The following is a 26679-nucleotide window of genomic DNA, read 5'->3' on the forward strand; positions in this document are numbered from 1 at the left end:
GATAAGATCGAGATAATCAGCTTATTTTGCACATCACTGTTGCGAAATTGGCGACAATCCAATGTTTTGCTCCCAAACCGGCGGATCGCCCCATGCTTCGGTAAGCAGGTCGATAAAGCGCTCCACCTTGGCGGGCAGGTAGCGCCGGGCCGGGTAGAGCGCGTGCACATCAAGCCGCACCGGTGGCTCATTGGTCAAAATGGGCACTAAACGCCCGCTGGCGATACTCTCTGTAACCAGAAAGCTGGGCTGCTGAGCGATGCCCAGGCCCGCTTCCGCGACGTGGGTGATAACATCGCCGTTATTGCTTTCCAGCGGGCCATTGACCGTCAACGACTGTGTGGCAATCTGCCAGTCCGCGCTCTGCTGGCCGCTGCGATAGCGCAGGCAGCGGTGCTCGGCTAGGTCTTGAACGCGGCGGGGTTCACCGTGGGTGGAAAGGTACTCCGGCGAGGCACAAAACAGCAGTCGGCAGCGGGTCAGACGACGTGCCACCAGGCTGGAATCAGGCAGGCTGCCGATACGAATGGCCAAGTCATACCCCTCTTCCAGCAGGTCGACGCGGCGGTCGTTCAGATCCAGACGCACTTCAAGCGCTGGATGGGCCTGCATAAATTGAGCGACGAGTGGCGCCAGATAGCGGGTGCCAAAGCTCATCGGCCCATTCACCCGCAGCCGCCCGCGCACATCGCTGGTACCTTGGCCCACCTCGGCGGCGGCTTCATTGAGCGCTTGCAGCACGCCTTGGGCGCGAACCAGATAGCGCTCTCCGGCCTCGGTGAGGTGAAGCCGCCGCGTGGTGCGCTGTATCAGGCGCGCCCCCAGCGTCTCTTCCAGTGCCATGACCTGACGGGATACCCGCGTGCGGGAAAGATCCAGCGCTTCGGCGGCTCGGGTGTAGCTACCCAGTTCAGCTACCCGCACAAAAGCGACGATATGCTCCAACTGATTCATGACGCCGAAGCGGCCTGGAAAACCTGAAAAGCGCGCGCTGCCTGGTAGGGGTCGGGCTGGCCACAAATGGCCGAGATCACTGCTAAACCGTTCGCCCCTGCCCGCTGAACGCTAATGGCGTGTTCAGCCTTTAGCCCACCAATGGCCACGCTGGGCAGCGGGCAAGCCTTGGCCAACGACGCCAGGCCGCCAAAGCCGATCGGCTGGGCGTGATCCTGTTTGCTCACGGTGGCGAACACGGGGCCAATCCCCACATAATCGAGTAGCTCAACCGGTGCGGCTTGCAGCTGGGCGAGGGTGTTGATCGACAGGCCAATGATCGCTTGTTCACCTAACACTCGGCGGGCTTCCTGAACGGCGGCATCGCTCTGGCCGACGTGCAGGCCATCGGCCTGACTCTCTAGCGCTACCTGTAAGCGGTCGTTAATGATCAGCGGCACACCGCTACCCGCCAGCACCGCTTTGAGTCGCTTGGCTTGGGCCAACATCTGTTCGTCGCTGGCGTGCTTGTCACGCAACTGCACGATGGTGGCACCGCCTTGTACCGCTGCCTCAACCGTCTGCTCCAAGCCTGCCTCTCTGCACAACCCCGCGTCAGTCACTAAATAGAGCGATAGATTAAGCGCCATGGATGGCCTCCAGTTGAGAAAAGGTGGTGAGGTCGTCGGGGGTGAGTTGGTACAGTGCATCCAGCAGCGCCACTTGAAAGCTACCAGGCCCCTGGGCGTTGCTGCCCGCGCGCTCACCGGCGACCGCAAAGCAGGCCAGGGTGGCGGCTGTTGCGCCCAGCGGCGCTTCACGGTTGGCGGCCACAAAGCCTGCCACCAGGGCGCTTAGCCCGCAGCCTAGCGTTGTCACCCGGGGCATTAAGGGGTGGCCACCGTTAATACGGTAGTGCTGTGTGCCGTCTGTCACCCAGTCGCTTTCCCCTGTCATTGCGACGATACAGCCATTTTTTTTCGCCAGGGCGATGGCTGCATCCACGGCTTGCTCTGTAGCGGCCGTCGAGTCTACCCCGCGACCCCGGCTGGCTAAGCCGTTAAGGGCAAGAATCTCCGACGCATTGCCACGAATCACGCTGGGTTTAGCGGCCAGCAGTTTAGCGCACAGCGCTTGGCGGTAGCGGGTGGCGCCCACGGCGACGGGGTCTAACACCCAGGGCACGCCATGTTCATGGGCGGTCGCAGTGGCGGTCAACATGGCGTCAGCCCAGTGGGCAGAGATGGTACCGATATTAATCGAAAGCCCCGCGGAAATAGCCGTGAACTCCGCGACTTCTTCCGGCGCATGCAGCATAGCGGGCGACGCACCAGTGGCCAACAGCAGGTTGGCCGTGCTGTTCATGGCCACATAGTTGGTCATGCAGTGAACCAGCGGTGTGGCTGCGCGCAGCGTCGCAAGGTAATCCCCAAGCGGGCGTAGAGTCATAACATCCTCCCGGCAGGGAGGTGGTAAGCGTTACCACGACTCCCTACGCCGGTGTTATCCGGTTCAGGTTCAAAGGGTGCTTCTCAGCCCAACCGTAACGAAGGGCGCCCCTGTCGAGGGATTACTATCCTTGCCTGAAGTCACCCTGTAAAGCCCCGGAGATGGAGGCTGGCCATCTAACGAAACGAAATGCGTGTCCCGTAGGTAAGCATTTCATCAGGTGTCATCGCTTTACCCTCTATCCCAATCATCTCGTCACCGCACTGGTCGGCGAAAGTCAGCACGCCGTGGGTCAGGCCCAGTTGGCCCAGGGTGTCGCGGATTTCACCGGTGCCCAGAAAAGTACTGACGTGGCCCTTGTTGTCACTCAGGTCAGACACGCCGTTGGCGTGATGAAAACGTACCTTGTAAATGCCATCCATGGATTCAACTTCCACAATGGGCGAAAAACCGTTTTGGAGCGCATTGGAGAGCTGTTTCAGCGTCAGGTGGTCACCCAGCGTCATATCGATCGCACTCATGGAAAACTCCTGTGGACGCCTCAAAGGTAGGGCATCGCTCATGTTGCGGGAACTGCTTTTTGTAAAGCTTATGAATAATAAGTGTAGGGTTTTTGTTTAGTATTGCCAGTGCGCTTAATGTGACACTGCGTTGGCGAATCCTACATGCTTGTAAGGGCTGGTATTATGGCCTTAAAGCCCCCATGGTAAGCGGTAAGTGAGGCTCAATGGATTCAATGATCAGCATCAGCGACAGGAGAGCAAAATGAGTTTTCAAGGCGAGCAGCACCCCGGCGTCGTGGCCACACCACCCCAAACCCAAGGGTTTCGCTTAAACCACACCATGCTGCGGGTGAAAGACCCTGAGCAGGCACTGGCGTTCTACTCAAAAGTGTTTGGTATGCAGGTAATGCGGCGGCTGGATTTCGAAGAGATGCAGTTCTCGCTCTACTTCCTGGCCAACCTGGAGGCCAACGACAACGTGCCGGAAGAGGCCCAAGCGCGTACCGCCTGGACGTTTAGCCAGAAAGGGCTGCTGGAGCTGACCCATAACTGGGGGACTGAAGTCCAGGCAGATTTCGCCTATCACGATGGCAACGCCGAACCCCAGGGCTTTGGGCATATCTGCTTCAACGTACCGGACTTGGCAGCGGCCCAGGCGTGGTTCGACGAGCACGATGTCACCTTCGTCAAACGCGCGGATCAGGGCAAGATGAAAGATGTGATCTTCGTTAAAGACCCGGACGGTTACTGGATCGAAGTGATTCAGGCAGACCTGATGGTGGGGAAGAGCGACTCTTGAGGCACGCCAATGGCTGAACTACTGTTCCGGCTGCGCCATGTGACCGACGAAGAAGCCATGGAGGTGCGTGACCTGCTGGCCGCCCATGGCTTTGATACCTACGAAACCCAGGCGGGCTTTTTCCGCCTGGGGGTCGATGCTATCTGGCTGCGCAACCCGCATCAACACGACGCTGCCATCGCGGCGTTAGAGGCCTATCAGGCGGAGCGTCTTGAGCGTGCCCAGCGCGAGCACCAGGCGGCGGTTGAGCGGGGTGACGCCGAGACGCTGTGGCGTCGCTTGGCCGCTCATCCGTTGCAGGTCGTGCTAGTGCTACTGGCCGTGGGGCTTATTGCCGCCCTGACGCTACTGCCGTTTTTAGGCTTGTCCCGCACCTGACTGGGAGCCGATCAGCCTAAGCGGGTGGCAGGTGCCCCCGTTTAAGGTACATCATGACCCCATCTTCACCGGCCGTTAGCGCTGGCGCTGCGCCACTCGGGTAGCGGCACCAGGTGCCCGCCGTGTAGCTCTGCTCGCTATCGCTTAGCGTGCCTTCCAGAATCAAAAACTCGAGACCGCCCAGCAGCGTGGGGTAGGTAATGGAAGTGCCCGCCGACCAGCATTCCAGGCTGGTGCGCTCCTGTTTGTAGGTATGCAGCATCTTGTAGGCGATGCGCGGCCGCCGGTCTGGCTGCCAGGGCAGCCGGTGGGCGGGCACCGCCAGCTGGAGCGTGTCGTTGGGATCGAACTGATGCAGTTTGACAAAAATCAGCGCGCCCTCTTCGCCAATCTGCGGGGTATGGCCGGTGCCGATGGGGTTGCGCAAGTAGCTGCCGGCGGCGTAGCGCCCATGTTCATCGGCGAACACACCTTCCAGCACCAGAATTTCTTCGCCGCCACCATGGGTATGCCGCTCAAACTGGGTGTTAGGGGCGTAGCGAACGAGGCTGGTCGCGCGGGCAACTTCGTCACCAATTCGGTCAAACATCATGCGCTCTACCCCCGCGCTGGGGGAGTCGACCCACTGGTACTCTTCCGGGGTAACACAGGCAAAGTGGCTAAAATCGGCGTTTAGACGCATGGGAATGGCTCTTCGCAGTGAAGGTAAGTGACGGGGAGGAGGGGGACTAGTCTCCTTATTGATAGCAAAAAATGCAACTTTCGGTTGTTTGATCTTCGCCATATGACCATAAAAAGCCGCCCGCAGGCGGCGTCGGGTGGTCGGGTGGCTTACTTAGGGCGCTTCAGTCAGCTCGGAAAGAATGTGGTGGGCCGCCTCGATACGCGCCTGATTGGGGTAGTTACGGTTGGCCAGCATGACAATACCGACCTGCTCGCTGGGCACAAATGCCACATAGCCGCCAAAACCGTTGGTCGAGCCGGTCTTGTTGTAGAGTGCCTGCTGCCTGGGGGCGAGCGGCGGGGTTAAGCGGCTGGCGGCATTGGGCTCTAAAATCATCTCAAGGGAGTTGCCCTCCAGCAGTTGCTCAAGCGTCACCGGGTAGGCGTAACTTTCCCAGCCCAGGCCCTGCGTCATATTGCCAACCTCAAAGTAGCCTGTGCGCGTGGTCGCCAAGGCTTGGCTTAATGGCTCATCAAGCGCCGTTGCACCTATATTGGCTTCCACAAACGTCAGCACATCGGCGGCGGTGGATTTCAGGCCGTAGGCTTGGGCATCCAGCACGCCTGGATTGACTCGAATGGGCTCGTCCTCTTTCGAGTAGCCGTAGGCGTAGTTCGCCTGTTGTGCGTCAGGCACCTGGAAAAAACTATGCTCAAGCCCCAACGGCGCGAACAGCGCTTCTTCCATCAAGGTGTCGTAGGGCTGGCCAAGGCGTTGGGCGGTTAAATAGCCCATCAGCCCGATGCTCGGGTTGGAGTAGAGCCGGTGGCTGCCAGGGGGGGACTCAGGCTGCCACTGGCGATAGTAGTCGATCATCTGCTCTTCGTTTTGTACCGCCTCTGGGAACTGCAGTGGAAGCTCACCCGCCGTGTAGGTGCCCAGCTCCAACAGGCTAATCTCATCGAAGGCGCTGCCAGCCAGTTCCGGCAGGTACTGGCTGGCCGGGTCGGAAAGCGAGAGCGCACCGCTGGACTGGGCATAGCCTGTTAGCGCTGCCGTGAATATCTTACTGATCGAGCCGAGTTCGAACAGCGTCTCCCCCGTGACTGGAGTACCCGCTTCCTGATCGGCTTCCCCATAATTAAAATAGTGCTGCTGGCCGTTGATGCTCAGCGCAATCGCCATCCCTGGAATACGGTGCTCGGCCATCAGCGGCGCGATAGTATCGTTCACCAGCGCCTCAAGGTCGGCGCTTTCAGGCGTGTCGGATGCCCAGGCAGAACCATTGAATAGAAGCGAACCTGTCATGATAAGGCCGCAGTTTGCTGCTAACATCTTACGCATACCAAAATCCTGTTGTGATGATTGCTGGGAAAAAGCTGGGCGTTACGTCCAGCCGCAAAGAGCATGACAGTGGTTAACTTACGGGGCGCTGCGGCAATCCACAAACAGTGAAATTTTGCATAAGCCATTAGAAAAATTTGGGGGTCAAGGTGGTGCGTCCCTACCTGCCGTTGAAGGCGCTGCGCGCCTTTGAAGCGTCGGCCAGGCATTTAAGCTTTACCCGCGCGGCAGAAGAGTTGCACGTTACCCAGGCGGCGGTTAGCCACCAGGTCAAACTGCTCGAATCACAGTTGAAGGTGCCGCTTTTCAAACGTTTGCCCAGGGGGCTAATGCTTACCCAGGAGGGCGAGCTGCTGCTGCCGGTGCTGAAGAGCTCATTCGACCAGATCTCCCACACACTGGATCGGGTGGGCGAGAGCAGCTATCGGGAAGTATTGCACGTCGGGGTGGTGGGCACCTTTGCCGTGGGTTGGCTGCTGCCAAGGCTGGCGGATTTTCAGGCCAAATACCCTTATGTCGATTTGCGCCTCTCCACCCATAACAACCGGGCAGACCTGGCTGGCGAGGGCCTCGATTTTGCGATCCGCTTTGGTACCGGTGCCTGGCACGCTACCGCGGCACAGCCGCTGCTACCGGCATCGCTCTCGGTAATGTGCACCCCTGAGATCGCCACCCGGCTTAACACCCCCGCGGATGTACTAGGCGAGACCTGGCTGCGCTCATATCGCGCCGACGAATGGACAGAGTGGCTATTGGCGGCGGGGTTGCCAGGCAGCTTTCCGATGACCAATAGCATTGTGTTTGACTCTTCCATCGCCATGGTGGAAGCCGCGTTACAAGGGGCAGGCTTGGCGCTGGCACCCCCGCTAATGTTCCCCCGCCAACTGAACAGCGGCGCGCTGGTACAGCCTTTCGACACCGCGGTCAGTCTAGGCGGTTACTGGCTGACGCGCCTGCAGACACGCCCGGAAACCCGCGCCATGGCCTCTTTCCGGGAGTGGCTGCTCACGGCGATCAACAATTAAGTACCAACGGCTTAGTGGCTATGCTCACTGTGGTCATGGTCATGGTCATGGTCATCGTGACTGTGCTCATGATCGTCATGTCCGGACTCGTTATGACCAGGCTGGGCCAGAGCATCGTGCAGCACCTGAGCATTGTGGCGCATCATGCCAAGGTAAGTGCTCGCTTCGCCCTCTGACGCCAGCGCATCGGCGTAGAGGGTGCCAGCAATCGGCAGGCCAGTCTCTTCGGCGAGCTGGGTGATGATCGATTGATTGGTCATGTTCTCATGGAACAGCGCCTTCACGTTCTCCTGCTCAATCACATCCACTAATGCCGCCATGCTGGCGCCGCTGGGATCCGCTTCCGTGGAAAGCCCAACTGGGGAGAGGAAGGTCACCCCATAGGCGTTCGAGAAGTAGCCAAAGGAGTCGTGGCCGGTAATCACGCTGGTGGAGGCCGGAATTTCGTCAATCAGCGCACGAATCTCGGCGTCTACCTGGGCCATTTCCTGTAAGTACTGCTCCGCATTGGCGCGGTAGGTGTCGGCATTATCGGCATCGGCGGCGATCAAACCATCGCGAATATTGGCCACATACACCTTGGCTTGCTGCATATCCTGCCAGGCGTGTGGATCCTCATCACCATGCTCATGCCCCGCGTGCTCATCCGCATGCGCTGCGTGATCGTGCTCTTCATGATCGTGGTCGTCGTGGCCATGCTCCTCATGTCCATGCTCGTCATGCCCGTGGCCCTCATGGTCGTCGTGTTCAGCAAAAGAGAGCGGCTGAATACCATCGGTGGCGGTAACCACCGCCCCGGAATAGTCGCTGGCGCTAATCAAGCGCTCCATCCAGCCCTCAAACAGCAGGCCGTTGAAGACCACTAAATCAGCATTGGCCAGGGAGCGCGCATCGCCGGGGCTGGGGGAGTAAACGTGGGCGTCGCCATCGGCAGCCACCAGGGAGGTTACGTCGACATGCTCGCCGCCTACGTTTTCCACCATATCCGCCAGGATAGAGAAACTGGTCACCACCTGAACGCGCTCATTAGCCATGGCAGCAGGCAGCGCCAGCAGAGCGGAAACGCCCATCAACCAACGCGACGACCGGGATGATAAATAGCCAAGCGACATACAACACTCCTTACAGTTAAGCCTCGCGTGGGAACATGCAGGCTAAAAAATTAGGTTCCGTGCTCAACAGTTAGCGGCGTGGTTTTTCGCCGCAGTTTGGCTGCCAAGCTGTGGTAGCGGCCAAACAGGGCCGAAAACAGATAACCAATCCCCGCCAACAGAATAATGCTCGGCCCCGAGGGAATATCCAGATGAAATGAGAGCAGCAGACCGCCGGTACTCGCCACCATGGCCAGCACAATCGCAATGCCGATCAAGCCCTCTAAGCGTTTGCTCCAAAAGCGTGCTGAGGTGGCGGGCAGCATCATTAAGCCCACCGCCATCAGCGTACCCAGGGTTTGAAAGCCAGCGGTTAAGTTCAGCACCAGCAGCCCCAAAAACACACTGTGCACCCAGCCGCTGCGGCGGCTCTGACCGCGCAAAAACAGCGGATCCAAACACTCCACCACCAAGGCGCGGAACACCACCGCCAGGGTCAATACAATTAGCGTACTGATGCCCGCGATCAACAGCAGCGCGGTGGAGTTGATCGCCAGAATCGAGCCAAACAGCACGTGGGTAAGATCAACGCTACTGCCACCCAGTGAAATCAGCATCACACCGGCGGCTAGCGAAATAATAAAAAAGCTCGCCATAGCGGCATCTTCCCGCTGGCCGCCCATTTTTGAGACCGCCCCTGCCAGCAGCGCCACCATTAACCCAAACAACACCCCGCCAATACTCATAATCGGCAGCGAAAACCCCGCCAGCAAAAAGCCCAGCGCAACGCCAGGCAGAATCGCATGGGCCATGGCGTCGCCAATGAGGCTCATGCCGCGCAGCACCAAAAACACCCCCAGCGGTGGGGCCGCCAATGAAAGCGCTAAACCACCCACCACCGCGCGGCGCATAAAACCGTAATCGAACGGGCTAATAAACCAAGCATTAAGCAGATCCAGCATGGCGCCCTCCCAGCAGGGTAAGCGGCACGACTTGGGCAGGCGCCTGCTGATGATTAAGCGCACTGGGCGCCACCCAGCGGCCGTGGCCACCGTTGAGCATCAGCACTTCGTCGGCCAAGCGGCGCAGGTGATCCATATCGTGGAGCACGACAATGATCGTCGCGCCGTCATCGGCCATCTGGCGCAGAATGCGGATCAAAATATCCACGGTTTCGCTATCCACGTTGGCAAACGGCTCATCCAGCAGCAGCAGCTCGGCTTCCTGCATCAGCGTGCGGCCAATCAGCGCGCGCTGGCGCTGGCCACCGGAAAGCTCACCCAGCGGGCGGTGGGCCAGGTGGGAAATACCCAGCCGCGCCATGATCTCGCGCCCCTTGCGGTAGTGCGCCGCGCAGTAGCCGGTTAACGCGCCGTGGCTGGGCCAACTGCCGGTCATCACCAGCTCTTCCACGCTCATGGGGAAGGTCAGGTCTAACGCCAACTGTTGGGGCAACCACGCCCGGCGCTCTTTCGCGACGGTGCAGACCACTTCACCGCTAATCGGCCGAAGCTCACCCATAATGGCCTGAATCAGTGTGCTTTTACCGGCGCCGTTAGCGCCGATCAGCGCGGTAATGGCGCCCGGTTTAAAGTCGCCCTCGATATGTTCAAGAACCGTGCGGCGCGCTTGGGCCAAGTGCAGGTTGTGCAGCTGTAAACGTGATAAAGAGCGCTGACTCATCCCAGCCACCCACCAGCCCACACCACTAGAACCCAAAGCGCCAACAGCGGCACGGCAACAAACAGCAGCCGTTTAACAGCCGATAGCGACATTAAGGAGAAGTGGCAGGGGCCCTCCTTGTTGTGGCGGTGCGTATGCTCACTCATCAAGCGGCCTCGTATAATATCAAATAGGTTATAACATAACGTTTAGCAAGGCTAAAAAATTGCTGATTATTTTACGCGTTCACGCCGCGCTGGCAACGGTAAAGCGCTGGCGGTATACCGTTGCCAGCGCTTTATAGGCGTAACAGCAGGGGAGATCAGTAGCGCCAGGTAGCGCCTAGCTGCTGTGGCCCTACGTTTAGTGCATATTCACCAGGGATGGTAATCGGCCCCAGCGATAGATTGGCGGGCTGGAAGCGGTTAATCGCCGAAGACGCCTGATTTGGCTGCGACCAAATTTGTAGCTCGTTAACCAGCATGCCGGTGGCAAAGTTAATAGCGCCGTCGCTTTCCCGGCCATCGGCGGCAATCACCGCGCCCGCCACGCCATTGACCACCAACGAGCTCACCCGGGCACCCCAGCCGCGCCGTTCGCGTTCGGCTTGGGCGAGCTGCAAGCCCAGCGCCTGCACGCCGCTTAAATCGCCGCTGGCTTTTAAGCGCTCATACTCCGCCAATGCCGCTGGGTGCGGCTGGCGGTCGGTCAGCATACCGGCCACGGCCAGGGCGGATTTCACCACGCCCACCCGGGCATCAAAGCGGTCATCCGGGTCGCTCGCTTCGCTGGATTGGTAAGCGTTCACCGCCAAGCTGGTGCCGTAAATGCCCGTCCAGCCCCACTGCCAAACAGTGGCGTGGCTGGCGCCGTTCTCAAATACCTCATCGTACTCACTCCACTGCCCATCGGTTGGTGCCTGGGCTTGTGCCTGTAGAGAGGCAGGCAGAACGACCACCAGGGTGGTGACCAGCGCAGCAAAAAGACGAAAAGCATGCATGAAGAAGTGCCTATATCGGGGAGCGGTAGCGCTAAGCGTAGCACGCAAATCAAATGAGACTAGGGGGCAGGGTGACGAAGTGTGCGCTGCCGCCCAGGAAGTTGTGGTTAGATTTAAGATATGTGCCCTTGGCACCGCCGCGCGGTGCTTTCGCGGGTGCGCTGACGCTTACGCCGCGCTACTCGGAATGTGCATGATGTTTAACAAGTGGGAAGTGTGTGTTATCGCCCAGGTAGCTTAGGAAAGGTGTGGGAGTGCGAGTCTTCCCATCCGCAGTGCGTTTCAGCCGAGGCCGTTTTAAATAAAGCTGGCTTTAAGGTGTGTGTCCGTGGCACCGCTGCGCTGACGCTACTTGATGTGTTGCTTGGTTGTTTAACTTTGCGCGAAAAAGCCACCGTGTTGGTGGCTTGTCCGGTGAGTTTAAAAAACGCGAAGCTTTAATCTTCTTTCGGCGCTGTTTCCATGGCGCGTTTGTCGTCAGGTACACGGACGATGTGGCCGACTTCCAGCTTGTGGTGGCTTTGGTGGCGGCCGCCTTTGGTGTCGATGATGGCGGCGACTTCGCCGATGCTGACGGCGTCCTCTTCTCGGTAGGCTTCAACTTTGACGCGCACCATGGCGCCTTGGTAACGGGCGGAAATAATGTCGCCTGGATCGGGAGCGTGGTGATCCGGGTCGTTTTTAAAGTACTCCGCTACGCTGGCGCTGCCGGGTTCGTCCCATTCAATATGCTGATGCATCGCTTTCTTCCTTGTTTAGATAAGAGTGCTTTGTAGGGTGTTGCTTTAGTGTAGTGCGCTCAACCGCTTACTTCCTCCGAGTCTTCTTCAGTTTGTGCTTCAACTACCGGCTGCCCCACGTACTGAAACAGGAAGTTGAGCGCTGCCGGTAGGCTAGCCCGCCATACCTGCCATGTGTGGCCGCCGGGGTAGAGGTCGAGGCGCACGTTATTGGGCTGAATGCGCTCCATGGCTTGGCGCAGGATGCGGGCGTGGAATTCCGCGTCGTAAACGTCGCTACGCCCGGCGCTGATATACAGCGGTACGGGGGAGAGGTCGCCCTCTTCTTCAGTGCCGCGGGGGGTTACGCGCAGGCGATACTCTTCCAAATAGGCGGTGTAGTTAAGGTTTTGCCATAGCTCGCGGTCAAACTGGCCCTGCTCATTGCGAAAGGCCGGGTGGCGCCAAGCGGAGGAGTTGCTTGGTGGCAGGGGGGCGTAGCTGGCGGGGCTTAACGCGGCCACCGCGGCAAACAGTTCAGGCCGCTCCAGGGCAAAATTGAGCGCGCCGTAACCACCGGCGGAGAGGCCTGCTATGCCACGCAGATGGCGCTCTTGGCCCACTCGGTAGGTCGTTTCCACATGGGGCATTAGGTCGTTAAAAAACGCGCTACGGGCGGGTTCGTTGTGGCCATCCACCCACCAACTGCGGCTGCCGGGCATAATGAACACGGCCGGAGGAATATGCCCGGCGGCGATTAACCTATCCGCCACCTGCTGTAAATTGCCGCGAGAAACCCAGTCGCGGTCAGTGCCAAAAGAGCCGTGCAACATATAAACGACCGGATAAACGTCTGTCGCTTGGTCGTCATAATGATCGGGTAAATAGACACTGTAGGGGTAGTCGTAACCTAGCGTGGGCGAGTAAAACTGATGGTGCTCGACCTCGCTGGCGAATGAATGTCCACTGAACGTCAGCCAGCCAATAAACGCGGTGAGTAGGGCGTGAAATCGGTACGAGAATACTGGTGGCTTGGGGATGAACACGTTTCCTCCGGGAATTAAAGCTGTTCAATGGGGTCGGACAGCGCGAAGGCTTTTATTGTTCATCATAGGTATAGACGAATACGACAGGCAGTTAGCAACGTCACTCATTATCGCCATACAAAATGCCAAGGTAGGGGAAGGTAGCGGCGGGAGGCCCAATGCGGAAAATTGAAGAGATCTATTGGTTGCGTGCTTACGGCTGTATAGCCGTTTTTTTGTTTCACTTACTAGATCACGTCAATCAACGCCTCGATAACGTCGCTACCGATTTGATGCGCATACCGCTGGTGTTGGGTACGCCGATTTTCCTGTTTATTGCCGTTTTTGTGTTCGCCGTTCGCTACGATAAATCTGTGCCGGAAGGATTTCTTGCCCAGCGCGTGAAGTATGTGATGGTGCCGTATTTTGTGTATGGCTTTATTTATTCGACGGCTGAATGGGTAAGGTTAGAGGCCTCCGATGAGCCGGTGGGATTGGTGGCCAATGCCATTGAGTATTATGTGTACGCGGGCTGGCATGGCTATTTTTTGATTATCGCGATGCAGTTTTATGTGGCCTACTGGTTATTTACCCGCTGGCAGCTGTGGCGCTTGAACCCAGTGCCGTGGCTGTGGGGCGCTTGTATCATCAGCATGGGGTATTGGGGATTGGCCGACTGGTTTGACGTTGACCTGCCCGGCTACCTGCTGTGGATCGCGCCGCTGGGGTGGATCTATGTGTTTTTCCTGGCGCTGGTTCTGGTGCGCTACTACCCGCTAACCTCTGAGAGCGTGCTGCTGGCACACCCCGCCTGGATGCAGCAGATGGCTCGCCCACTGTGGTTGGGGCTGCTGGTGGCGCTGATTATTGCGGCGACCTTCGCTGGTTGGCTGGCATTCTCTTCCAAAGAGGTGTGGGTCATTCCGTTCTTCGTCCTGTTTACGCTCTGCGCCATGCGCTACTTGGCGGGGCGTCCTGCGCCTTTGTGGGTGCGCCACGTCAATGCATATTCGTTCGGCATTTACTTGGCTCACCCCATGTTCTTTGTGCTCACCGATCTGGCTGTCGAGCCGTTATCGTTGCCCATTGGCCTCTACGCGCTGTTGCTTATGGTGGTTGGGGTGGTGGGGTCAGTGGGGCTTAATAAACTGGCGAATACTACTACAGCAGGCGCGATGCTATTCGGCAAGCAGTTGAAGGTAAGCCATTAAAGGTAAGTAAATTGACGACAGCAATAAGGCAAGCGCTAGTAGGAACCGGCGTAAAGGGTAATCAGGGACGTGGCGTGACCGCCGCTTCGGGATTAGGCAGCATAGGGTCGTCGTCTGGTTCATCCACTTGGCTAAGCAAGTGTCCGCTGTAGGTTTTCAAGCGGGTGGGGCAGGCGTGTAAACGCTGCAGAAAATCGTCTATCGCGCTGTTATCGTCAAGCTCTGGGTCAAACCCACCCAAGCGCTCTAGCCAGGCGCGTCTAACGGCAATATAGGGCGGAAAGATCAAAGCACTTGCTAATAAGCGCCGTAGGATGCGTTCCGACAGCGTTGGCCGGGTGAAGCCGATGATTAAGGCATCAAGGGTATACGTGTTGAGCTGTGGGTAGAGTGCGCCCCAGAGGTCGGCAGATAGCGGCTTTTTCTGCAGCGCAATGATGAGCCACTCCGCTTGACTGGCAGACGCAGCTTTATTGAGGCGGGCGCCCAGGGGCCGCGCTGGCGTAATCAGCGAGTGCGCGTGGTAGCGCTTTTCAATAGCACTGAGGCGCTCCTGTGCTTTAGTGGCCGTTACCAAAATAGGCAGTAAGTGATCGGCCACACCAGACTCACGTATGGATTTTAAGTGGCGTGGCAACATCTCACCCGTCACCATGGCATCAACGATAAAGCAGACCGATCCCATTTGCCGACTCCGTTTGTGAGCAAATCTATCAATTTGTAATTTATTGTAGTAGCGGGTTTATTTGAGTAGCAAGTAAAAAAACTTGCGGGCCAAAAAAGAGTGCTCAGCACATTGAATGCACTATAAAAGAGCATTAGTCGTTATTTTTGTTCTATTTTGGTGCGTTATAAGGGTTTTAGGTGACCTTTAAGGCCGTGTTTAGCCGTTATGCGTCATCAAGAGGCATTGAAATCCATTTTTTATTATTTATAAAACAAGCAGTTGTTGTTTTTTGATGCCATATTGGTGCAGTGTTGGCATGCTCTCTGCATTGTATTTGGTAGCGGCTAGCGGGTCGTAGGCATAAGCCTTGCGGCGTGCTAAAACGATAGCCGGTCTGAAATGCTCGCTGAGCGATTTGTTAAAAAAGTCAGGCAAACGTTGAGCGAACAAGAATGACAAACGTGCGGTTTAGCACGTATTTTGTCGAACAACACTTTTATCGGTAGCTTACTGTCGTTAGCTTTAAGCCACGCTCATACCGGAGGACACTATGTCAGCCAAGACTCTCGCGCTAATTGAAGAACACGATGTTAAATGGGTAGATCTGCGTTTTACCGATACTCGCGGTAAAGAGCAGCACGTGACCGTGCCTGCCCGCGATGTTGACGAAGAATTCTTCGAGAATGGCCAAATGTTCGATGGCTCTTCGATTGAAGGCTGGAAGGGCATTAACGAATCCGACATGATTCTGCGCCCGGAAGACGGTACGGGTTACCTCGACCCCTTCACCGAAGATGCGACACTGGTGCTGCGCTGCGACATCATCGAGCCGGCCACTATGCAGGGCTACGATCGTGACCCGCGCTCTATTGCTAAGCGTGCAGAGGCTTACCTGCAGTCAACCGGTCTGGGCGACACCGCGTTCTTCGGCCCCGAGCCTGAATTCTTTATCTTTGACGAAGTGCATTGGAAGTCTGATATCCAGGGCTCCATGTACAAAATCACTTCCGACGAAGGCGCTTGGGCAACCGACAGTGTCGTTGAAGGCGGCAACCTGGGCCACCGCCCGCGCGTTAAAGGCGGCTATTTCCCGGTTCCTCCGGTCGATAGCTTCCACGATATTCGTGGCGCAATGTGTAATACCCTGGAAGCGATTGGTCAGACCGTCGAGGTTCATCACCACGAGGTTTCCAACGCAGGTCAGAACGAAATCGGCGTTAAATTCAACACGCTGGTGAAGAAAGCTGACGAAGTGCAAGAAATGAAATACGTGATCCACAACGTGGCCCACGCGTATGGCAAAACGGCCACCTTTATGCCGAAGCCGCTGGTCGGTGATAACGGTTCGGGTATGCACGTGCACCAGTCGTTCTGGAAAGATGGTAACAACCAGTTCGCCGGTGATGAGTATGCTGGCCTGTCTGAAATGGCGCTTTTCTACATTGGCGGCATCATCAAGCACGCCCGTGCCCTAAACGCCTTTACTAACGCTTCTACCAACTCGTACAAGCGTCTGGTGCCTGGCTTTGAAGCGCCGGTTATGCTGGCTTACAGCGCCCGCAACCGCTCGGCTTCGATCCGTATTCCTTACACCGCTAGCCCGAAAGGCAAGCGTGTTGAAGCGCGCTTCCCTGATCCGACTGCCAACCCCTACCTGGCGTTCTCGGCCATGTTGATGGCGGGTATCGACGGTATCAAGAACAAGATCCATCCTGGCGATGCCATGGACAAAAACCTGTACGACCTGCCGCCAGAAGAAGGCAAGTCAGTACCGACCGTGGCGCACAGCCTGGATCAAGCCCTGGAAGCCCTCGACGCTGACCGTGCGTTCCTGACCGAAGGCGGTGTGTTCACCGACGAAATGATCGATGCCTACATCGAACTCAAGATGGAAGAAGTAGAGCGTATTCGTATGACCACTCACCCCATCGAGTTTGATATGTACTACAGTTGTTAAGTACAGCTGTTAAGTACAGCTGCTAATCAGCGCTACGCGCCCCTGGCTGTTACTATCAGCCAGGCGGTGGTAACAATGATTGCTAAGAGAACCCCGCTACGGCGGGGTTTTTTGTTGGGGCTGAGGAGCGTGGCGATGAGCAAGGTTAATACAGTGGCCATGAGTAGCGTACTGGTTGCTGCCCTAGGTTTGGGGGGAGCCGCTGGCCTAGCATGGGGGCAGACGGTTTACCGGGTAACCGATCAGCACGGCAACGTTACCTTTACCGATAACCCAGGCAGCGGTGGTGAGGCGTTGGAATTGGCGCCGTTGCCCAGCCTGCCGCCTGCGTTAAGCGCTGCTCTTACTAGCCCCCATTCAAGTGCAGCCTCGCCCGCCGCTGTACGGCCACGCGGTAAACCGGGGCAGCCCTTTATGCCCTACGACCATTTTTCGATCGCTCTGCCCCAGCAAGGCGCACAGGTGGAAGAGGGAATGACCGCGGTGGAGGTGGCTATTGCGCCACCGTTGCGCGACGACCATCAGGTGCGGCTGTTGGTGAATGGCGAGATTAGCCAGACAGCGCTGCACAGTGATGTCTTCTGGTTAACGGGCCTACCCACGGGGCGATACGAGCTCCAGGCAGAGCTGCTGGATAGCAGTCAGCGTTTGCAGCACCGCACTGCAACAGTGACGATTACGGTTCCTTGAAAGCACTTTCATAGACACGATGAGCAAAGCGCTACCAGAAAAAACAGCTCGATATACTCCCTTCCAAAACCTGAATGCACTAAAGTGGTGCATTGGTAGGGGCGTTTGGCACGACTAGTGCGCTAAAACGATCCACCCGCTGCCGTTGCGATGCCCGCAAGCCGTGCAAATGGGCATCAATGCATAGTTGGCGCGCTTTTTGCAGCTTCCTCATTGATCATCCACCTGTAGGTCTGTATCGGCGATGGAAGACGCGATTTTTCAGGACACCACCATGCATCAGCGTTTGCTTGAACATCTCACCACGGCGGTACTGCTGCTAGACGGCGAACTGCGAGTGCGCTGGATGAACCCTGCCGCTGAAGCGTTGCTAGCGGTCAGCCTTAGCCGTGTTCACGGCATCAGCCTGGATACGCTACTCGGCGGGGATGAGAGCATTGACGATGTGTTAGCCAAGGCGCGAGATGCGTTTCACCCCTATACCCAGCGCGAAGCGCGCATTACCCCGCTGAACAGCGAACCGTTGACGGTTGACTACACGGTGACGCCGTTATCTGACGATGAGCTGCTGCTGGAAGTAGAGCCGCGGGATCGGTTGATGCAGATCTCCCGGGAAGAGGCGCTCACCACCCGCCAGGAGACCATCAAGGTGCTCGCCCGGGGGCTCGCCCACGAAGTCAAAAACCCCCTGGGTGGCATCCGCGGGGCGGCACAGCTATTGGAGCGGGATCTAGTCGACCCGGCGCTGCGCGAATATACCCATATCATTGTGGAGGAGGTAGATCGGCTGCGCGACCTGGTCGACTCCATGCTCGGCCCTAACCGCATTCTTAAGCATGAGCCGGTCAATATTCACAAAGTGCTCGAGCGAGTGCGGGCGCTGCTGATTGCCGAGCACCCGTGCGTGACGATTAGTCGTGATTACGATCCCAGCTTGCCCGACCTTTCCGGCGATGAGTCGCAAATGATTCAGGCGGTGCTCAACGTGGCCCGTAATGCGGTGCAGGCCATGAGCGACGCGCAAACACCGGAACCTTCTTTAATACTGCGTACCCGCGCTCGCCGCCAATTCACCCTGGGGGCTGAACGCCACCGGCTGGTCAGCGAAGTCGCCGTGGTCGATAACGGCCCAGGTATTCCTCCTGCGCTGCAGGAAACGCTGTTTTACCCCATGGTGTCGGGGCGCGCGGAGGGCAGTGGTCTAGGGCTCTCTATCGCCCAGTCGATTTTGCACCAGCATCAAGGGTTGATCGAGTGCGACTCACGCCCTGGACACACCGAATTTCGTTTACTGATTCCCATGGTTGTTAATTTCACCGGAGAAGCGTCATGACTGAGGCTGCACGTAATGATGTTGCGCGGGTGGTCATTGTCGATGATGACCGCGCTATCCGCTGGGTACTGGAGCGCGCCTTAGCGCAACCCGATCTGGACGTTGAGTGTATCGAGCGCGCCGACGTTGCCCTGCCCCGTTTGTTGGAAAACCCACCCGACGTGCTGGTCACCGATATTCGTATGCCGGGTATCGATGGGTTGGATCTTATGTCCCGGGTACGTGAGGCGCATCCCGACCTGCCGGTGATTGTGATGACTGCGCACTCTGACCTGGACAGCGCAGTGGCCTCTTATCAGGGCGGGGCGTTTGAGTACCTGCCCAAGCCGTTTGACGTTGATGAGGCCCTGGCGCTGGTGCGTCGCGCCGTGGCCCACGCCCGTGAACGCCAGCGTCCGGTCACCGTGCCGGAAGGGTTGAATGCCGAGATCATTGGTGAAGCGCCCGCCATGCAGGAGGTGTTCCGCGCCATTGGCCGCCTTTCCCACTCCCATATCACAGTGCTGATTAACGGTGAATCGGGTACCGGTAAAGAGCGTGTTGCCCAGGCGCTTCATCAGCATAGCCCGCGGGCGGGCAAGCCATTTATTGCCCTCAATATGGCGGCGATCCCCCGTGATTTGATTGAGTCAGAGCTGTTTGGCCATGAGAAGGGCGCTTTTACCGGGGCGGCCCAGCAGCGCCAGGGGCGTTTTGAGCAAGCTAATGGCGGTACGCTGTTTTTAGATGAAATAGGCGATATGCCCGCTGAAACGCAAACACGGCTACTGCGTGTGCTGGCGGATGGCGAGTTTTATCGCGTTGGCGGCCATACGCCAGTCAAAGTGGATGTGCGTATCATCGCTGCCACCCACCAAAATCTGGAAGTGTTGGTGGATGATGGCCGCTTCCGGGAGGATCTGTTCCACCGTTTGAACGTGATCCGTATCCACCTGCCCAAGCTTGCCGAGCGGCGTGAAGACATCCCGCGCTTAACTCGGCACTTTTTAGCCGAAGCGGCGAAAGAGCTGACCACCGATATCAAAGTATTGACCAGCGAAGCCGAGGCTCACCTAACGCGTTTGCCGTGGCCCGGCAACGTGCGCCAGTTAGAGAATATCTGCCGCTGGCTCACCGTAATGGCGTCGGGGCGAGAAATTCTGGTGGAAGATCTGCCGCCGGAGTTGCGTTCACCCAGCGCTTCGGAAAGCAGCGCCCTCGGCGATTGGCGCACGGCGTTTCGCGATTGGGCGGATCATGCCCTAGCCGAAGGCCATACCCACTTGTTGGAAGAAGCGGTGCCCGATTTTGAGCGGATTCTGATCGAGACAGCGCTAAAACATACCGGCGGGCGCAAAGGGGAAGCCGCCGAGCTGCTGGGCTGGGGGCGCAATACGCTCACGCGTAAATTGAAAACATTGCTACCGGCACTTGCTGACGAGTAATCGCTACTCGCCAGCGAGTATATATACCGTATCGGCGAGGGCAGGGTACGCCAGCTCCTTGGCCAGTGCAGCAGGTTAAAAGCGCTAAAGCCACTAGTGAGCCATGTGTGCCTATTGGCGAAAAGGCTATTCTGCCGCCTCAATGCGTCTGATCTCGGCAAGCAATGCTTCCGCTTCTTCAGTAAGCGTGGCATTGGCGCGCATATCGCCATTACGTGAAGCCTCCATGGCGGCTTGAAGTTTGCGCTCATACTCTTGCTGCAGCTTCTTTTTGGGGTCGCGCTTAAACATGCCTAACATGAGTAATCTCCTCGCTATCTACGCTATGGTGTACACCATTTGTATAGATTTTGAGGGCGCGTGTCGAATGTTTGTTTTAGCTAGGCTTGCTAATGGTTCTGTGCGGGCGCGCTGCATTGGCGTAAAAAGCGCTCAAAATCCCACAAAATAGTCTCCAGGCTGGCGTGCAGCCGGTGGTCGTCATCCACCATGCGTAGCGATAAGCGCTGCAGACGGGCTCGTTCGATCACTGGCTCAGGGGCAACGACGTCATCCCGCCAGCCATGAATGATATGGGTGTGCTGCGCCTGAATAATCGGTGACGTTTCCGGGTAGTCGGCTAGTCCCAGTGCGGGAGCCAGCAGAAAGCAGCCCAACACCGGCTGTCGAGCGCTAACCGCCGCACTTAGCCAGCCTCCTAAGCTCGAGCCTGCCAGCACACACTGGGCAGGGTCGTCTCCGCGCTTGGCTAATACCCCCAGCAGATGCTCCAGGCGCAGCTTAGGCTCAGCTATGTCTCGATAGTCCATAACTACCGGTTCACAGTCATCCAGCTTTTCCGCAACGCCTTTAAGCGCCTGGGTTTTTAGCGCTCCCGGCCCGCTCTCAAGGCCATGGGATAGATACACAGTCATCATGATGTTTAGCTCGCTGCGCGCTGGATAGCTTCGCCACCCTGCTGAAGGTCTTCACCCGCACCACGAATGGTATTACAGCCACTGACCAGCAGCAGTGTCACCATTATTACGATGCCAAGAGCGATAGTGCGATTCATAGTGGTCTCCTTGAAGGCAAGTGAGTAGATAGAAGCAAAATACCCCCAACGGTGACGATTCGCTACGCTTTTCAATGTGTTTCGTTTCAAGGAGCGTTGCAGTGTGTCTCAGACGGGGATGCTTATGTCGCATGTGCCAGTTCGATACATGGAAATGAGCGCCGTGGAGGGAATTTTGGCATCCTGGTAATTTTTTAAGCCATTGTTATTAAACAAAATTATTTTGTTTTGGCATGGTTTGGCTCAGAGCCTGCAGGTACTAAGTAGAAACATAGATATTTATTCATTATTCAGTAGTTTAAAGTTTCAGTTGATTAAAGGTAAACGACAGGTTGGGGGTCAGCAAAACTAAGTGAGTGGGCTGACGGGCAGAAGGAAGGCAGGGAGCCAATAAGTAAGTTAACAGGACGTGAAAGGACAATCAGCCCACTCACTGGTTGCAGCGCAAGGAGGCGTTGTTCATCAAACTAGGGAGTGGAGCGATGCGAAACAGCCATCTCATGAAAATGAGGTGGTTTTTTTGCGTGCTAAATTTTTGTTAAATAATTGATTTTAATAATATTTTTATTCTTATCTGATTGTGCGGCACTTGCATACACCGTTACCGCACAGATTAATGCATTGTTTTGGTCTATCCTTCGATGAAATCAAAATGTAGCGGTTAGAAAACGCAAACGTAACAACCGCGTACTATCAGGGACAAGATTATGGCGATGGCATTGATGTTATGCATGTTTGTTTTGTTCTTAGGATTTTCAGGCGTGGGAGTCTATATGATGTTTAAGACATCATTTATGGCTAGAATAGATGAGCGTGATGATACGCCGCCTGACGCTTAACTTTCTGCTTTTAAAGAAAAAAACCGCTACGCCCGCTGATGCGGGCGTAGCGGTTTTTGGGTAGAGCAACTGGGTTGCGTTAGCTCTTCTTCCAGCGGCCTTTACCGCGTTCTGGCACCATGCGCCCGAAGTAGAGCAAGCCAAACGCTAGCCATCCTACGGTTAGTAGAGCGGCAAAAATCAGTACGGCCAAGGCGCCAAATTCGGCAATCAGTGGTAAGGCGGCGGCGGTAAACAGTCCGCCCCCCACAATCGGTTCAAACATCAACTGTTTATAACCAAAGCTCTCTAGTGCGCCAGACTCATTTTTGGGGTCTGCCATGCGCATCAGCAGCAGGCCGGTCACAGTGACCCCCATGGATTGGCCGAAATCGCCCACCCCGCGTTCAAACCAGTTTTCCGGTATCACTCGGGGCGCGATAACGATCAGCACAAACAGCCCCCAGGCAATCCCCACCACAGCGAGCAGCAAGAAGGGCAGGAAGTGCTCGCCTAAGGTGGTCAGCGAAAGGGTGGCGAGCGCAGCCACGATAGTAAAATCCAGCGCGGTGCCGGCAATACGTGACATGGTGCGGCTGGATACGTGACGCTCTAACCCAAATCGCATCACAATCAGCTGCACAATTACCCCACCAATCATGGCGATTGGGAAAAGCGGTACATGGGCGAGGATTTCCAGGCCGCCGTCGCGTGCCCAGGTGACTTGCTCTATCCATTGCAAGCCTGACAGGATTAACCAGCCGATCACAATGGCGATACCGACTAAACCGATATGCAGGCTTAGCGGATCGGTGGTGCCTGCCTCTTGCTCCAGATCTTTTTTAAATTCGCTGAATTCTGCGGTAGAAGGGCGCTCGTCTTCACGCATCAATTCATCGGGACCCTCTGGTTGGTTGTCCCCATCCTGGAGTTTAATAATCCCACGACGCGCAGCAATATTGATCAGTACCGTACCTATCAGCACCCCTGCTACGATGCCTACTGTCGCCAGCCCTAAAGCCAGGTCGGCGCCTTCTTCGAAACCTAGCTCTTCAAAGGTGTCGGCCATGCCGGCGGCGGTGCCATGGCCGCCTTCAAAGCCGATTTCGATTAATGCCCCTACCATGGGGTTCATATTAAACACCGGCACTAACACCAGCAGGGCCAGGCTCAACCCAACCACATATTGGCCCCATGCCATGGTTTGCCCGACGACAACTTGCGGCCCTGCACGCAGCCAAATAGTGCGCAGCCCGGGGATCGCTTTACCAATAAATAACGCCGCGAAGACAACATTAATCAACAGCCCCGGTAGTGCTGCCCAACTCTCCTGAACATAAGCAGGAAACAGGCCGGGGCTTTCTTCAAAAAAGGTAGGCAGGGCTTTACCTAATACATCAGGGCCCATCAGTAAGAGTAACAAACCACCGATGACCGAGCTGGGTAGGAAGAGGCGTCTTAACCAGGGAAGCCATAGACGTAGGGCATTGCTGGCTAACAGAACTAACCCAATGAGAACTAGCGCTATAAATAATTCACCAACCGTCATGGTCATCACATCACTCCTTGATGCTGACGCACCGCTACTGCCGCTAAGCAGGTGCGTTCAAAAAAGACAAGGTTAGATTAACCATAGCGCTTAGTCATCGATTACGCGAAACCTGTTATGGGAAATCAGTTACAGAAAAACAGGGGGTTATCCCATCCAATAGAGGCTGGCCAAGGCAAACGCATAGCCCATCGCTGCCCCGGCGAGTACATCGCTTACATAGTGGAGCCCTAAGCCCACCCGTGAGATCGCTATCAGCAGCGTTAATGGCAATACCACCGGCAGTAGCCAGGGTGTGTGGGCGGCGACTAACACGCTAAACATTACCGCATGCATGGTGTGGCCGCTGGGGAAGCTATAACGGTCGCGGGCCGGCTCACAGCACTCGATGCCTCCCCCGTAAGTAATAAACGGCCGCTCGCGGCACAAGCGGGTCTTCACCAACCGATAAATGGCCACGGCAAACAGCGCTATCACGCTGTACTGCAAGACACGCCAGGCGCCGTTTGGCTGCAGCCAGGGCTGGGCGAGAATGAGTAACACCCAGACAGGCCAGTCGCCTAAGCGGCTGGCAGCCTGAAGCGTGACGCGCCAGGGGCGGTAGATCGATAGCCGAGAGATACGCTGGCAGAATTGCCACTCCAGCAGGTCAAGACGATCGAATACGACAAGCGGACGCGGGCGCATGATGGGCCTCCTGGGCTTGGTGTAAGTAATTCAAAAACTGCTCTGCGATGCTCGTCCAACTTTGCTCAAGTGCGCGTAAGCGCGCTACGCGACCTAAACGAGCGTAGTCAGCGGGGTGTTGGCACAGCTCCACCGCGGCCTGTTGAAAAGCGGCGCTGTTGCCAGCGGGTACGGTGACGCCGTTGTGGCCGCTGCTAATCAGTTCGGCGCTGGCTGCGTGCTCGTAGGCCACTACGGCCAAGCCGCTGGCCATGGCTTCCGCCACCACATTCCCCCAGGTTTCTGAAAGCGAGGGAAAGATGAACAGGTCGGCACTGGCGTAGTGGCGAGCGAGCGATTCCTGCCCCACGAAACCGGTGAAGTGTGCATCCGGCAGTGCCTTTTCCAGCTGTGCCCGTGCGGGGCCATCGCCGACGATGATCTGGGCGATATCGGGGCGTACCTCGCGCATGGCTTGAAGGCTTTCATGTAGCAAGGTGAGGTTTTTTTCCGCGGCTAATCGGCCTACGTAAAGCGCCACCGGCTGATGCTCGCTTACCCCCCAGCGTTGGCGCAATGAAGGATCACGATGGGCAGGTGAAAAGTGCTCACCATCCAGCCCGCGTGAAAGAACGTGGACGTCCCGAATGCCCTGATCCTGCAGTGCTTTTGCCTGCTGATGGGTAGGCACTAACGTGAGGTCGCAGCCGTTATGGAAGTAGCGCAGGTAGCGCCGTGTGGTCGAAGCCAGCCAATTGACGCCATAATCTTCACAGTAGTGGTCGAAGTTGGTGTGCCAGCCTGCTACCAGGGGAATATTGAGTTGCCGCGCTGCTTGGCGTGCTGCCCAGCCGAGAGGGCCTTGGGTCGCTACGTAGATGATGTTTGGTCGGTGCTTACGCCAAAAGCGGCGCAGCGTAGCGGGCCTGACCAGCCCTACCTGGACATCGGTGTAACCGGGTAAGGCAAAGCGTTGCACCTGTAACTCCCGGTTAATACCGATTGCGTTACCTGCGCTCCGAGGGCGCGGACGGATCACATCAACCGGCACTCCTTGCCGGTTAAGTTCATAGCTTAACCGGCTCAATGTATGGGCTACGCCATTGATGTCCGGTGACCATGTTTCACTAACGATGCAGAGCCGCATGAGCGATTCATCCCTTTATCACGTTTTCGTACAGTGTGGGCGGGGCGAATGACACTGCCGAGACAAATAGGTGAATAAGTGATGACATGCCTTAATAAATAGGCTAGGCGATAAAGTACTGGAGTTGTCTACCTCTTTATCAGTTCAATGTTAAATTTGGATGGCAGTTTTGTTTAATAAAGCATAAAAAAATAAGTTCCAAAAAAATAAAACTTTAAAGTAAATGAAATATAACTCCTTTAAGGTTCCCTGCGTTGAGGCGTTATTCGTCCTTCATTGTGCCTTCGCAAAGCGCAAGCATTAACTACTTCAATGGGAACGATCATGTTTAAAAAAACGACTCTGGCATTAGCCGTTAGCGGTTTATTGGCCGCCTCCGCAGCACAAGCTGCCACTGTTTATGATCAAGACGGTACCGATCTTGAAATTTATGGTCGTATCGCTATGGGTCTTGAAGGTGGCGGTATTGATAACGGTGTTGATAATGGCGAAGAGTTCCGTAATTTCGGCTCGCGCTTACGGATTACCGCTGGCCATCAGATCTCTTCTGACCTGCGTGCATTCGCCCGTGTAGAGTGGCGATTTACAGGTGATGAGCGTAATACCTCCTCTGGCTTCGATGAGGTACGTAACAGCTACCTGGGTCTGGAAAGCCAGCAGTTCGGTACTTTTATGGCCGGCAATTACAACAGCTTCTATGATGACTACGTTATGACGCCGTTCGATGTCTACGTAGAGCGAGGCTACGAGTTCGCTGGTGGCGGCCTACAGGCACGCGGCGATTCGATCGGCTATAAAACGCCTAAAATGAGTGGCTTCCAGGCGGTTATTTCGGCCAAGCACTTCTCTGAGCGTGGTTTGACTGAAGCCGAGCAGACTTCCGAAGGATCCGTTATTGCCACTCAGGGTGGTGTTGTCTACGAAACAGGCCCCGCTCGTTTAGCGCTTGGTTATGTGGAAGATACGGTACGCGGTGGCGGTAACGGTGAAGTGCGTTATGGCGCTACGGGCGAGTTTGCTATTACGGATGCTTTCGCTGCTCGTGTAGGTTATGAAACCCGCGGTGATGACGATGTCAACGGTGGTGGCTTCGATAAAATCGGTGTTGGTGCTACGTACGCTATCGATTCCTGGAAGTTCTTCGCCGACTACTACAACATCGATGTAGATGGTGCTAGCGATGAGCGTAACGCTTGGGCGCTGGGCTCTATGTACAAGCTGTCTAGCAACTTCGATATGTTCCTCGAGTTTAACGATCGTAATCTTGATGCTGTTAATGACTATGAGGAAGATGTGTACTATGCACTGGGTGCCCGCTATCACTTCTAATGCGTAGAGTGATATTGGCGGTAGTGTTGCATTAGTTTTTTGCGTTAGTTCTTTAGCTTTTAGTTAGCTCGCATGTTTCGATCTTTACCGGTGTGGTTAATTCCACACCGGTTTTTGGCGTTTTTTTATGCTTTATTTGGCTGTCTTCAAAGAGGCGGTCTTTGTTCTTGGCGAGTTATTTATCTAACCGTAAAATTAAGAGAGGAGAGAAGGTAATAATTTTGCCATGGAGACGAAATGTC

Annotated in this window: 29 protein-coding genes and 1 riboswitch; of the genes, 9 read left to right on the forward strand and 20 right to left on the reverse strand. The window is 56.3% G+C overall.

The annotated features are described in order from the left end of the window. Positions 1–33: 33 nt before the first annotated feature. The 4 genes from JI62_RS21360 to JI62_RS21375 all read right to left on the reverse strand — a co-directional run bounded on the left by JI62_RS21360 (position 34) and on the right by JI62_RS21375 (position 2903). Positions 34–954: a LysR family transcriptional regulator gene (locus tag JI62_RS21360; protein ID WP_088702083.1), complete on the reverse strand. Its 921-nt coding sequence runs from the start codon at positions 952–954 to the stop codon at positions 34–36. Beyond that, a complete protein-coding gene (gene thiE, locus JI62_RS21365) occupies positions 951–1583 on the reverse strand; it encodes a thiamine phosphate synthase (RefSeq protein ID WP_088702084.1) in 633 nt (210 codons plus the stop codon). The genes JI62_RS21360 and thiE overlap by 4 nt, the downstream gene beginning before the upstream one ends. Further along, on the reverse strand, positions 1573–2382 hold the full coding sequence (gene thiM / locus JI62_RS21370; RefSeq protein WP_088702085.1) for a hydroxyethylthiazole kinase: 810 nt from the start codon (positions 2380–2382) through the stop codon (positions 1573–1575). Before thiM ends, thiE begins: the two co-directional genes overlap by 11 nt. 23 nt (positions 2383–2405) lie before the next feature. Next, positions 2406–2504, reverse strand: a riboswitch (TPP riboswitch). Between the two features lie 54 nt (positions 2505–2558). Beyond that, a complete protein-coding gene (locus JI62_RS21375) occupies positions 2559–2903 on the reverse strand; it encodes a hypothetical protein (protein WP_088702086.1) in 345 nt (114 codons plus the stop codon). Between the two features lie 244 nt (positions 2904–3147). On the opposite strand from JI62_RS21375, the gene gloA reads away from it, so the two are divergent. Beyond that, positions 3148–3684 carry a lactoylglutathione lyase gene (gloA, locus tag JI62_RS21380; protein ID WP_088702087.1) on the forward strand — a complete coding sequence of 179 codons (537 nt, stop codon included), beginning with the start codon at positions 3148–3150 and terminating at the stop codon, positions 3682–3684. 9 nt (positions 3685–3693) lie between these two features. Further along, the gene (locus JI62_RS21385) at positions 3694–4062 is read left to right on the forward strand and encodes a DUF6164 family protein (protein WP_088702088.1); all 369 of its coding nucleotides are present in this window, start codon (positions 3694–3696) and stop codon (positions 4060–4062) included. 16 nt (positions 4063–4078) lie between these two features. Here the strand turns inward: JI62_RS21385 and JI62_RS21390 are convergent, their stop codons facing one another. Together JI62_RS21390 and ampC are read right to left on the reverse strand one after the other, a co-directional pair. Beyond that, complete coding sequence (locus JI62_RS21390; RefSeq protein WP_088702089.1) at positions 4079–4744, reverse strand: cupin domain-containing protein; 666 nt, start codon at positions 4742–4744, stop codon at positions 4079–4081. Between the two features lie 153 nt (positions 4745–4897). Further along, entirely contained in the window at positions 4898–6070 is a 1173-nt protein-coding gene (ampC, locus tag JI62_RS21395; protein WP_088702090.1) for a class C beta-lactamase, read from the reverse strand. 149 nt (positions 6071–6219) lie between these two features. On the opposite strand from ampC, the gene JI62_RS21400 reads away from it, so the two are divergent. Further along, complete coding sequence (locus tag JI62_RS21400) at positions 6220–7095, forward strand: LysR family transcriptional regulator (RefSeq protein WP_088702091.1); 876 nt, start codon at positions 6220–6222, stop codon at positions 7093–7095. Positions 7096–7106: 11 nt separating this feature from the next. Here the strand turns inward: JI62_RS21400 and JI62_RS21405 are convergent, their stop codons facing one another. From JI62_RS21405 to JI62_RS21440, 7 genes are all read right to left on the reverse strand, one after another. Next, positions 7107–8207 carry a metal ABC transporter solute-binding protein, Zn/Mn family gene (locus JI62_RS21405; protein ID WP_088702092.1) on the reverse strand — a complete coding sequence of 367 codons (1101 nt, stop codon included), beginning with the start codon at positions 8205–8207 and terminating at the stop codon, positions 7107–7109. Positions 8208–8257: 50 nt separating this feature from the next. Next, complete coding sequence (locus JI62_RS21410; RefSeq protein ID WP_088702093.1) at positions 8258–9148, reverse strand: metal ABC transporter permease; 891 nt, start codon at positions 9146–9148, stop codon at positions 8258–8260. Then, positions 9132–9869: a metal ABC transporter ATP-binding protein gene (locus tag JI62_RS21415; protein ID WP_088702094.1), complete on the reverse strand. Its 738-nt coding sequence runs from the start codon at positions 9867–9869 to the stop codon at positions 9132–9134. The genes JI62_RS21410 and JI62_RS21415 overlap by 17 nt, the downstream gene beginning before the upstream one ends. After that, positions 9866–10015 (reverse strand): hypothetical protein, encoded by a 150-nt coding sequence (locus JI62_RS22705; protein ID WP_170938615.1) that lies wholly within the window; start codon positions 10013–10015, stop codon positions 9866–9868. The genes JI62_RS21415 and JI62_RS22705 overlap by 4 nt, the downstream gene beginning before the upstream one ends. A gap of 155 nt (positions 10016–10170) precedes the next feature. Beyond that, positions 10171–10848, reverse strand: coding sequence for a hypothetical protein (locus tag JI62_RS21420; RefSeq protein WP_088702095.1), 678 nt, complete (start codon positions 10846–10848; stop codon positions 10171–10173). 437 nt (positions 10849–11285) lie between these two features. Next, complete coding sequence (locus JI62_RS21435; RefSeq protein ID WP_088702098.1) at positions 11286–11588, reverse strand: hypothetical protein; 303 nt, start codon at positions 11586–11588, stop codon at positions 11286–11288. A 59-nt stretch (positions 11589–11647) separates the two neighbouring features. Then, the gene (locus JI62_RS21440; RefSeq protein ID WP_088702099.1) at positions 11648–12613 is read right to left on the reverse strand and encodes an alpha/beta hydrolase; all 966 of its coding nucleotides are present in this window, start codon (positions 12611–12613) and stop codon (positions 11648–11650) included. A 158-nt stretch (positions 12614–12771) separates the two neighbouring features. Between JI62_RS21440 and JI62_RS21450 the strand changes: the two genes are divergently transcribed. After that, positions 12772–13803, forward strand: a complete 1032-nt coding sequence (locus JI62_RS21450) for an acyltransferase family protein (RefSeq protein ID WP_088702101.1) — start codon at positions 12772–12774, stop codon at positions 13801–13803. A gap of 61 nt (positions 13804–13864) precedes the next feature. On the opposite strand, the gene JI62_RS21455 is transcribed toward JI62_RS21450, so the two are convergent. Then, positions 13865–14488: a glycosyltransferase family A protein gene (locus JI62_RS21455; RefSeq protein WP_088702102.1), complete on the reverse strand. Its 624-nt coding sequence runs from the start codon at positions 14486–14488 to the stop codon at positions 13865–13867. 532 nt (positions 14489–15020) lie between these two features. Between JI62_RS21455 and glnA the strand changes: the two genes are divergently transcribed. The 4 genes from glnA to ntrC all read left to right on the forward strand — a co-directional run bounded on the left by glnA (position 15021) and on the right by ntrC (position 19874). After that, positions 15021–16427: a glutamate--ammonia ligase gene (glnA, locus tag JI62_RS21460; protein WP_088702103.1), complete on the forward strand. Its 1407-nt coding sequence runs from the start codon at positions 15021–15023 to the stop codon at positions 16425–16427. A gap of 135 nt (positions 16428–16562) precedes the next feature. Beyond that, the gene (locus tag JI62_RS21465) at positions 16563–17117 is read left to right on the forward strand and encodes a DUF4124 domain-containing protein (RefSeq protein ID WP_088702104.1); all 555 of its coding nucleotides are present in this window, start codon (positions 16563–16565) and stop codon (positions 17115–17117) included. Between the two features lie 274 nt (positions 17118–17391). Continuing rightward, positions 17392–18450 carry a nitrogen regulation protein NR(II) gene (glnL, locus tag JI62_RS21470; protein WP_088702227.1) on the forward strand — a complete coding sequence of 353 codons (1059 nt, stop codon included), beginning with the start codon at positions 17392–17394 and terminating at the stop codon, positions 18448–18450. Beyond that, complete coding sequence (gene ntrC, locus JI62_RS21475) at positions 18447–19874, forward strand: nitrogen regulation protein NR(I) (protein ID WP_088702105.1); 1428 nt, start codon at positions 18447–18449, stop codon at positions 19872–19874. The genes glnL and ntrC overlap by 4 nt, the downstream gene beginning before the upstream one ends. 126 nt (positions 19875–20000) lie before the next feature. On the opposite strand, the gene JI62_RS22530 is transcribed toward ntrC, so the two are convergent. From JI62_RS22530 to JI62_RS21500, 6 genes are all read right to left on the reverse strand, one after another. Then, on the reverse strand, positions 20001–20174 hold the full coding sequence (locus JI62_RS22530) for a DUF6435 family protein (RefSeq protein WP_141101346.1): 174 nt from the start codon (positions 20172–20174) through the stop codon (positions 20001–20003). Positions 20175–20263: 89 nt separating this feature from the next. After that, entirely contained in the window at positions 20264–20791 is a 528-nt protein-coding gene (locus JI62_RS21480) for a YqiA/YcfP family alpha/beta fold hydrolase (RefSeq protein WP_088702106.1), read from the reverse strand. Between the two features lie 5 nt (positions 20792–20796). Continuing rightward, positions 20797–20928, reverse strand: coding sequence for an entericidin A/B family lipoprotein (locus tag JI62_RS21485; protein WP_088702107.1), 132 nt, complete (start codon positions 20926–20928; stop codon positions 20797–20799). Positions 20929–21846: 918 nt separating this feature from the next. Next, entirely contained in the window at positions 21847–23301 is a 1455-nt protein-coding gene (locus JI62_RS21490) for a sodium/glutamate symporter (protein WP_088702108.1), read from the reverse strand. A 141-nt stretch (positions 23302–23442) separates the two neighbouring features. Next, complete coding sequence (locus JI62_RS21495) at positions 23443–23982, reverse strand: phosphatase PAP2 family protein (RefSeq protein ID WP_088702109.1); 540 nt, start codon at positions 23980–23982, stop codon at positions 23443–23445. Next, positions 23945–25108, reverse strand: coding sequence for a glycosyltransferase family 4 protein (locus JI62_RS21500; protein ID WP_088702110.1), 1164 nt, complete (start codon positions 25106–25108; stop codon positions 23945–23947). The genes JI62_RS21495 and JI62_RS21500 overlap by 38 nt, the downstream gene beginning before the upstream one ends. A gap of 324 nt (positions 25109–25432) precedes the next feature. Between JI62_RS21500 and JI62_RS21505 the strand changes: the two genes are divergently transcribed. After that, complete coding sequence (locus JI62_RS21505; RefSeq protein WP_088702111.1) at positions 25433–26437, forward strand: porin; 1005 nt, start codon at positions 25433–25435, stop codon at positions 26435–26437. Positions 26438–26679: the final 242 nt, after the last annotated feature.

Origin of the sequence: Halomonas campaniensis (genome assembly GCF_002211105.1) — a bacterium.
Classification (GTDB): Bacteria; Pseudomonadota; Gammaproteobacteria; order Pseudomonadales; family Halomonadaceae; genus Vreelandella; species Vreelandella campaniensis_A.

Excerpts from the sequence above, each read along its gene's own strand:
- JI62_RS21450 (WP_088702101.1), top strand. The coding sequence starts at position 12,772 with ATGCGGAAAATTGAAGAGATCTATTGGTTGCGTGCTTACGGCTGTATA.
- ntrC (WP_088702105.1), top strand. The coding sequence starts at position 18,447 with ATGACTGAGGCTGCACGTAATGATGTTGCGCGGGTGGTCATTGTCGAT.
- JI62_RS21385 (WP_088702088.1), top strand. The coding sequence starts at position 3,694 with ATGGCTGAACTACTGTTCCGGCTGCGCCATGTGACCGACGAAGAAGCC.
- JI62_RS21415 (WP_088702094.1), bottom strand. The coding sequence starts at position 9,869 with ATGAGTCAGCGCTCTTTATCACGTTTACAGCTGCACAACCTGCACTTG.
- JI62_RS21420 (WP_088702095.1), bottom strand. The coding sequence starts at position 10,848 with ATGCATGCTTTTCGTCTTTTTGCTGCGCTGGTCACCACCCTGGTGGTC.
- ampC (WP_088702090.1), bottom strand. The coding sequence starts at position 6,070 with ATGCGTAAGATGTTAGCAGCAAACTGCGGCCTTATCATGACAGGTTCG.
- JI62_RS21375 (WP_088702086.1), bottom strand. The coding sequence starts at position 2,903 with ATGAGTGCGATCGATATGACGCTGGGTGACCACCTGACGCTGAAACAG.
- JI62_RS21485 (WP_088702107.1), bottom strand. The coding sequence starts at position 20,928 with ATGAATCGCACTATCGCTCTTGGCATCGTAATAATGGTGACACTGCTG.
- JI62_RS21500 (WP_088702110.1), bottom strand. The coding sequence starts at position 25,108 with ATGCGGCTCTGCATCGTTAGTGAAACATGGTCACCGGACATCAATGGC.
- glnA (WP_088702103.1), top strand. The coding sequence starts at position 15,021 with ATGTCAGCCAAGACTCTCGCGCTAATTGAAGAACACGATGTTAAATGG.
- JI62_RS21490 (WP_088702108.1), bottom strand. The coding sequence starts at position 23,301 with ATGACCATGACGGTTGGTGAATTATTTATAGCGCTAGTTCTCATTGGG.
- JI62_RS21360 (WP_088702083.1), bottom strand. The coding sequence starts at position 954 with ATGAATCAGTTGGAGCATATCGTCGCTTTTGTGCGGGTAGCTGAACTG.
- glnL (WP_088702227.1), top strand. The coding sequence starts at position 17,392 with ATGCATCAGCGTTTGCTTGAACATCTCACCACGGCGGTACTGCTGCTA.
- JI62_RS21465 (WP_088702104.1), top strand. The coding sequence starts at position 16,563 with ATGAGCAAGGTTAATACAGTGGCCATGAGTAGCGTACTGGTTGCTGCC.
- JI62_RS21410 (WP_088702093.1), bottom strand. The coding sequence starts at position 9,148 with ATGCTGGATCTGCTTAATGCTTGGTTTATTAGCCCGTTCGATTACGGT.
- gloA (WP_088702087.1), top strand. The coding sequence starts at position 3,148 with ATGAGTTTTCAAGGCGAGCAGCACCCCGGCGTCGTGGCCACACCACCC.
- JI62_RS21405 (WP_088702092.1), bottom strand. The coding sequence starts at position 8,207 with ATGTCGCTTGGCTATTTATCATCCCGGTCGTCGCGTTGGTTGATGGGC.
- JI62_RS22705 (WP_170938615.1), bottom strand. The coding sequence starts at position 10,015 with ATGAGTGAGCATACGCACCGCCACAACAAGGAGGGCCCCTGCCACTTC.
- JI62_RS21455 (WP_088702102.1), bottom strand. The coding sequence starts at position 14,488 with ATGGGATCGGTCTGCTTTATCGTTGATGCCATGGTGACGGGTGAGATG.
- thiE (WP_088702084.1), bottom strand. The coding sequence starts at position 1,583 with ATGGCGCTTAATCTATCGCTCTATTTAGTGACTGACGCGGGGTTGTGC.
- JI62_RS21390 (WP_088702089.1), bottom strand. The coding sequence starts at position 4,744 with ATGCGTCTAAACGCCGATTTTAGCCACTTTGCCTGTGTTACCCCGGAA.
- thiM (WP_088702085.1), bottom strand. The coding sequence starts at position 2,382 with ATGACTCTACGCCCGCTTGGGGATTACCTTGCGACGCTGCGCGCAGCC.
- JI62_RS21505 (WP_088702111.1), top strand. The coding sequence starts at position 25,433 with ATGTTTAAAAAAACGACTCTGGCATTAGCCGTTAGCGGTTTATTGGCC.
- JI62_RS22530 (WP_141101346.1), bottom strand. The coding sequence starts at position 20,174 with ATGTTAGGCATGTTTAAGCGCGACCCCAAAAAGAAGCTGCAGCAAGAG.
- JI62_RS21435 (WP_088702098.1), bottom strand. The coding sequence starts at position 11,588 with ATGCATCAGCATATTGAATGGGACGAACCCGGCAGCGCCAGCGTAGCG.
- JI62_RS21495 (WP_088702109.1), bottom strand. The coding sequence starts at position 23,982 with ATGCGCCCGCGTCCGCTTGTCGTATTCGATCGTCTTGACCTGCTGGAG.
- JI62_RS21480 (WP_088702106.1), bottom strand. The coding sequence starts at position 20,791 with ATGATGACTGTGTATCTATCCCATGGCCTTGAGAGCGGGCCGGGAGCG.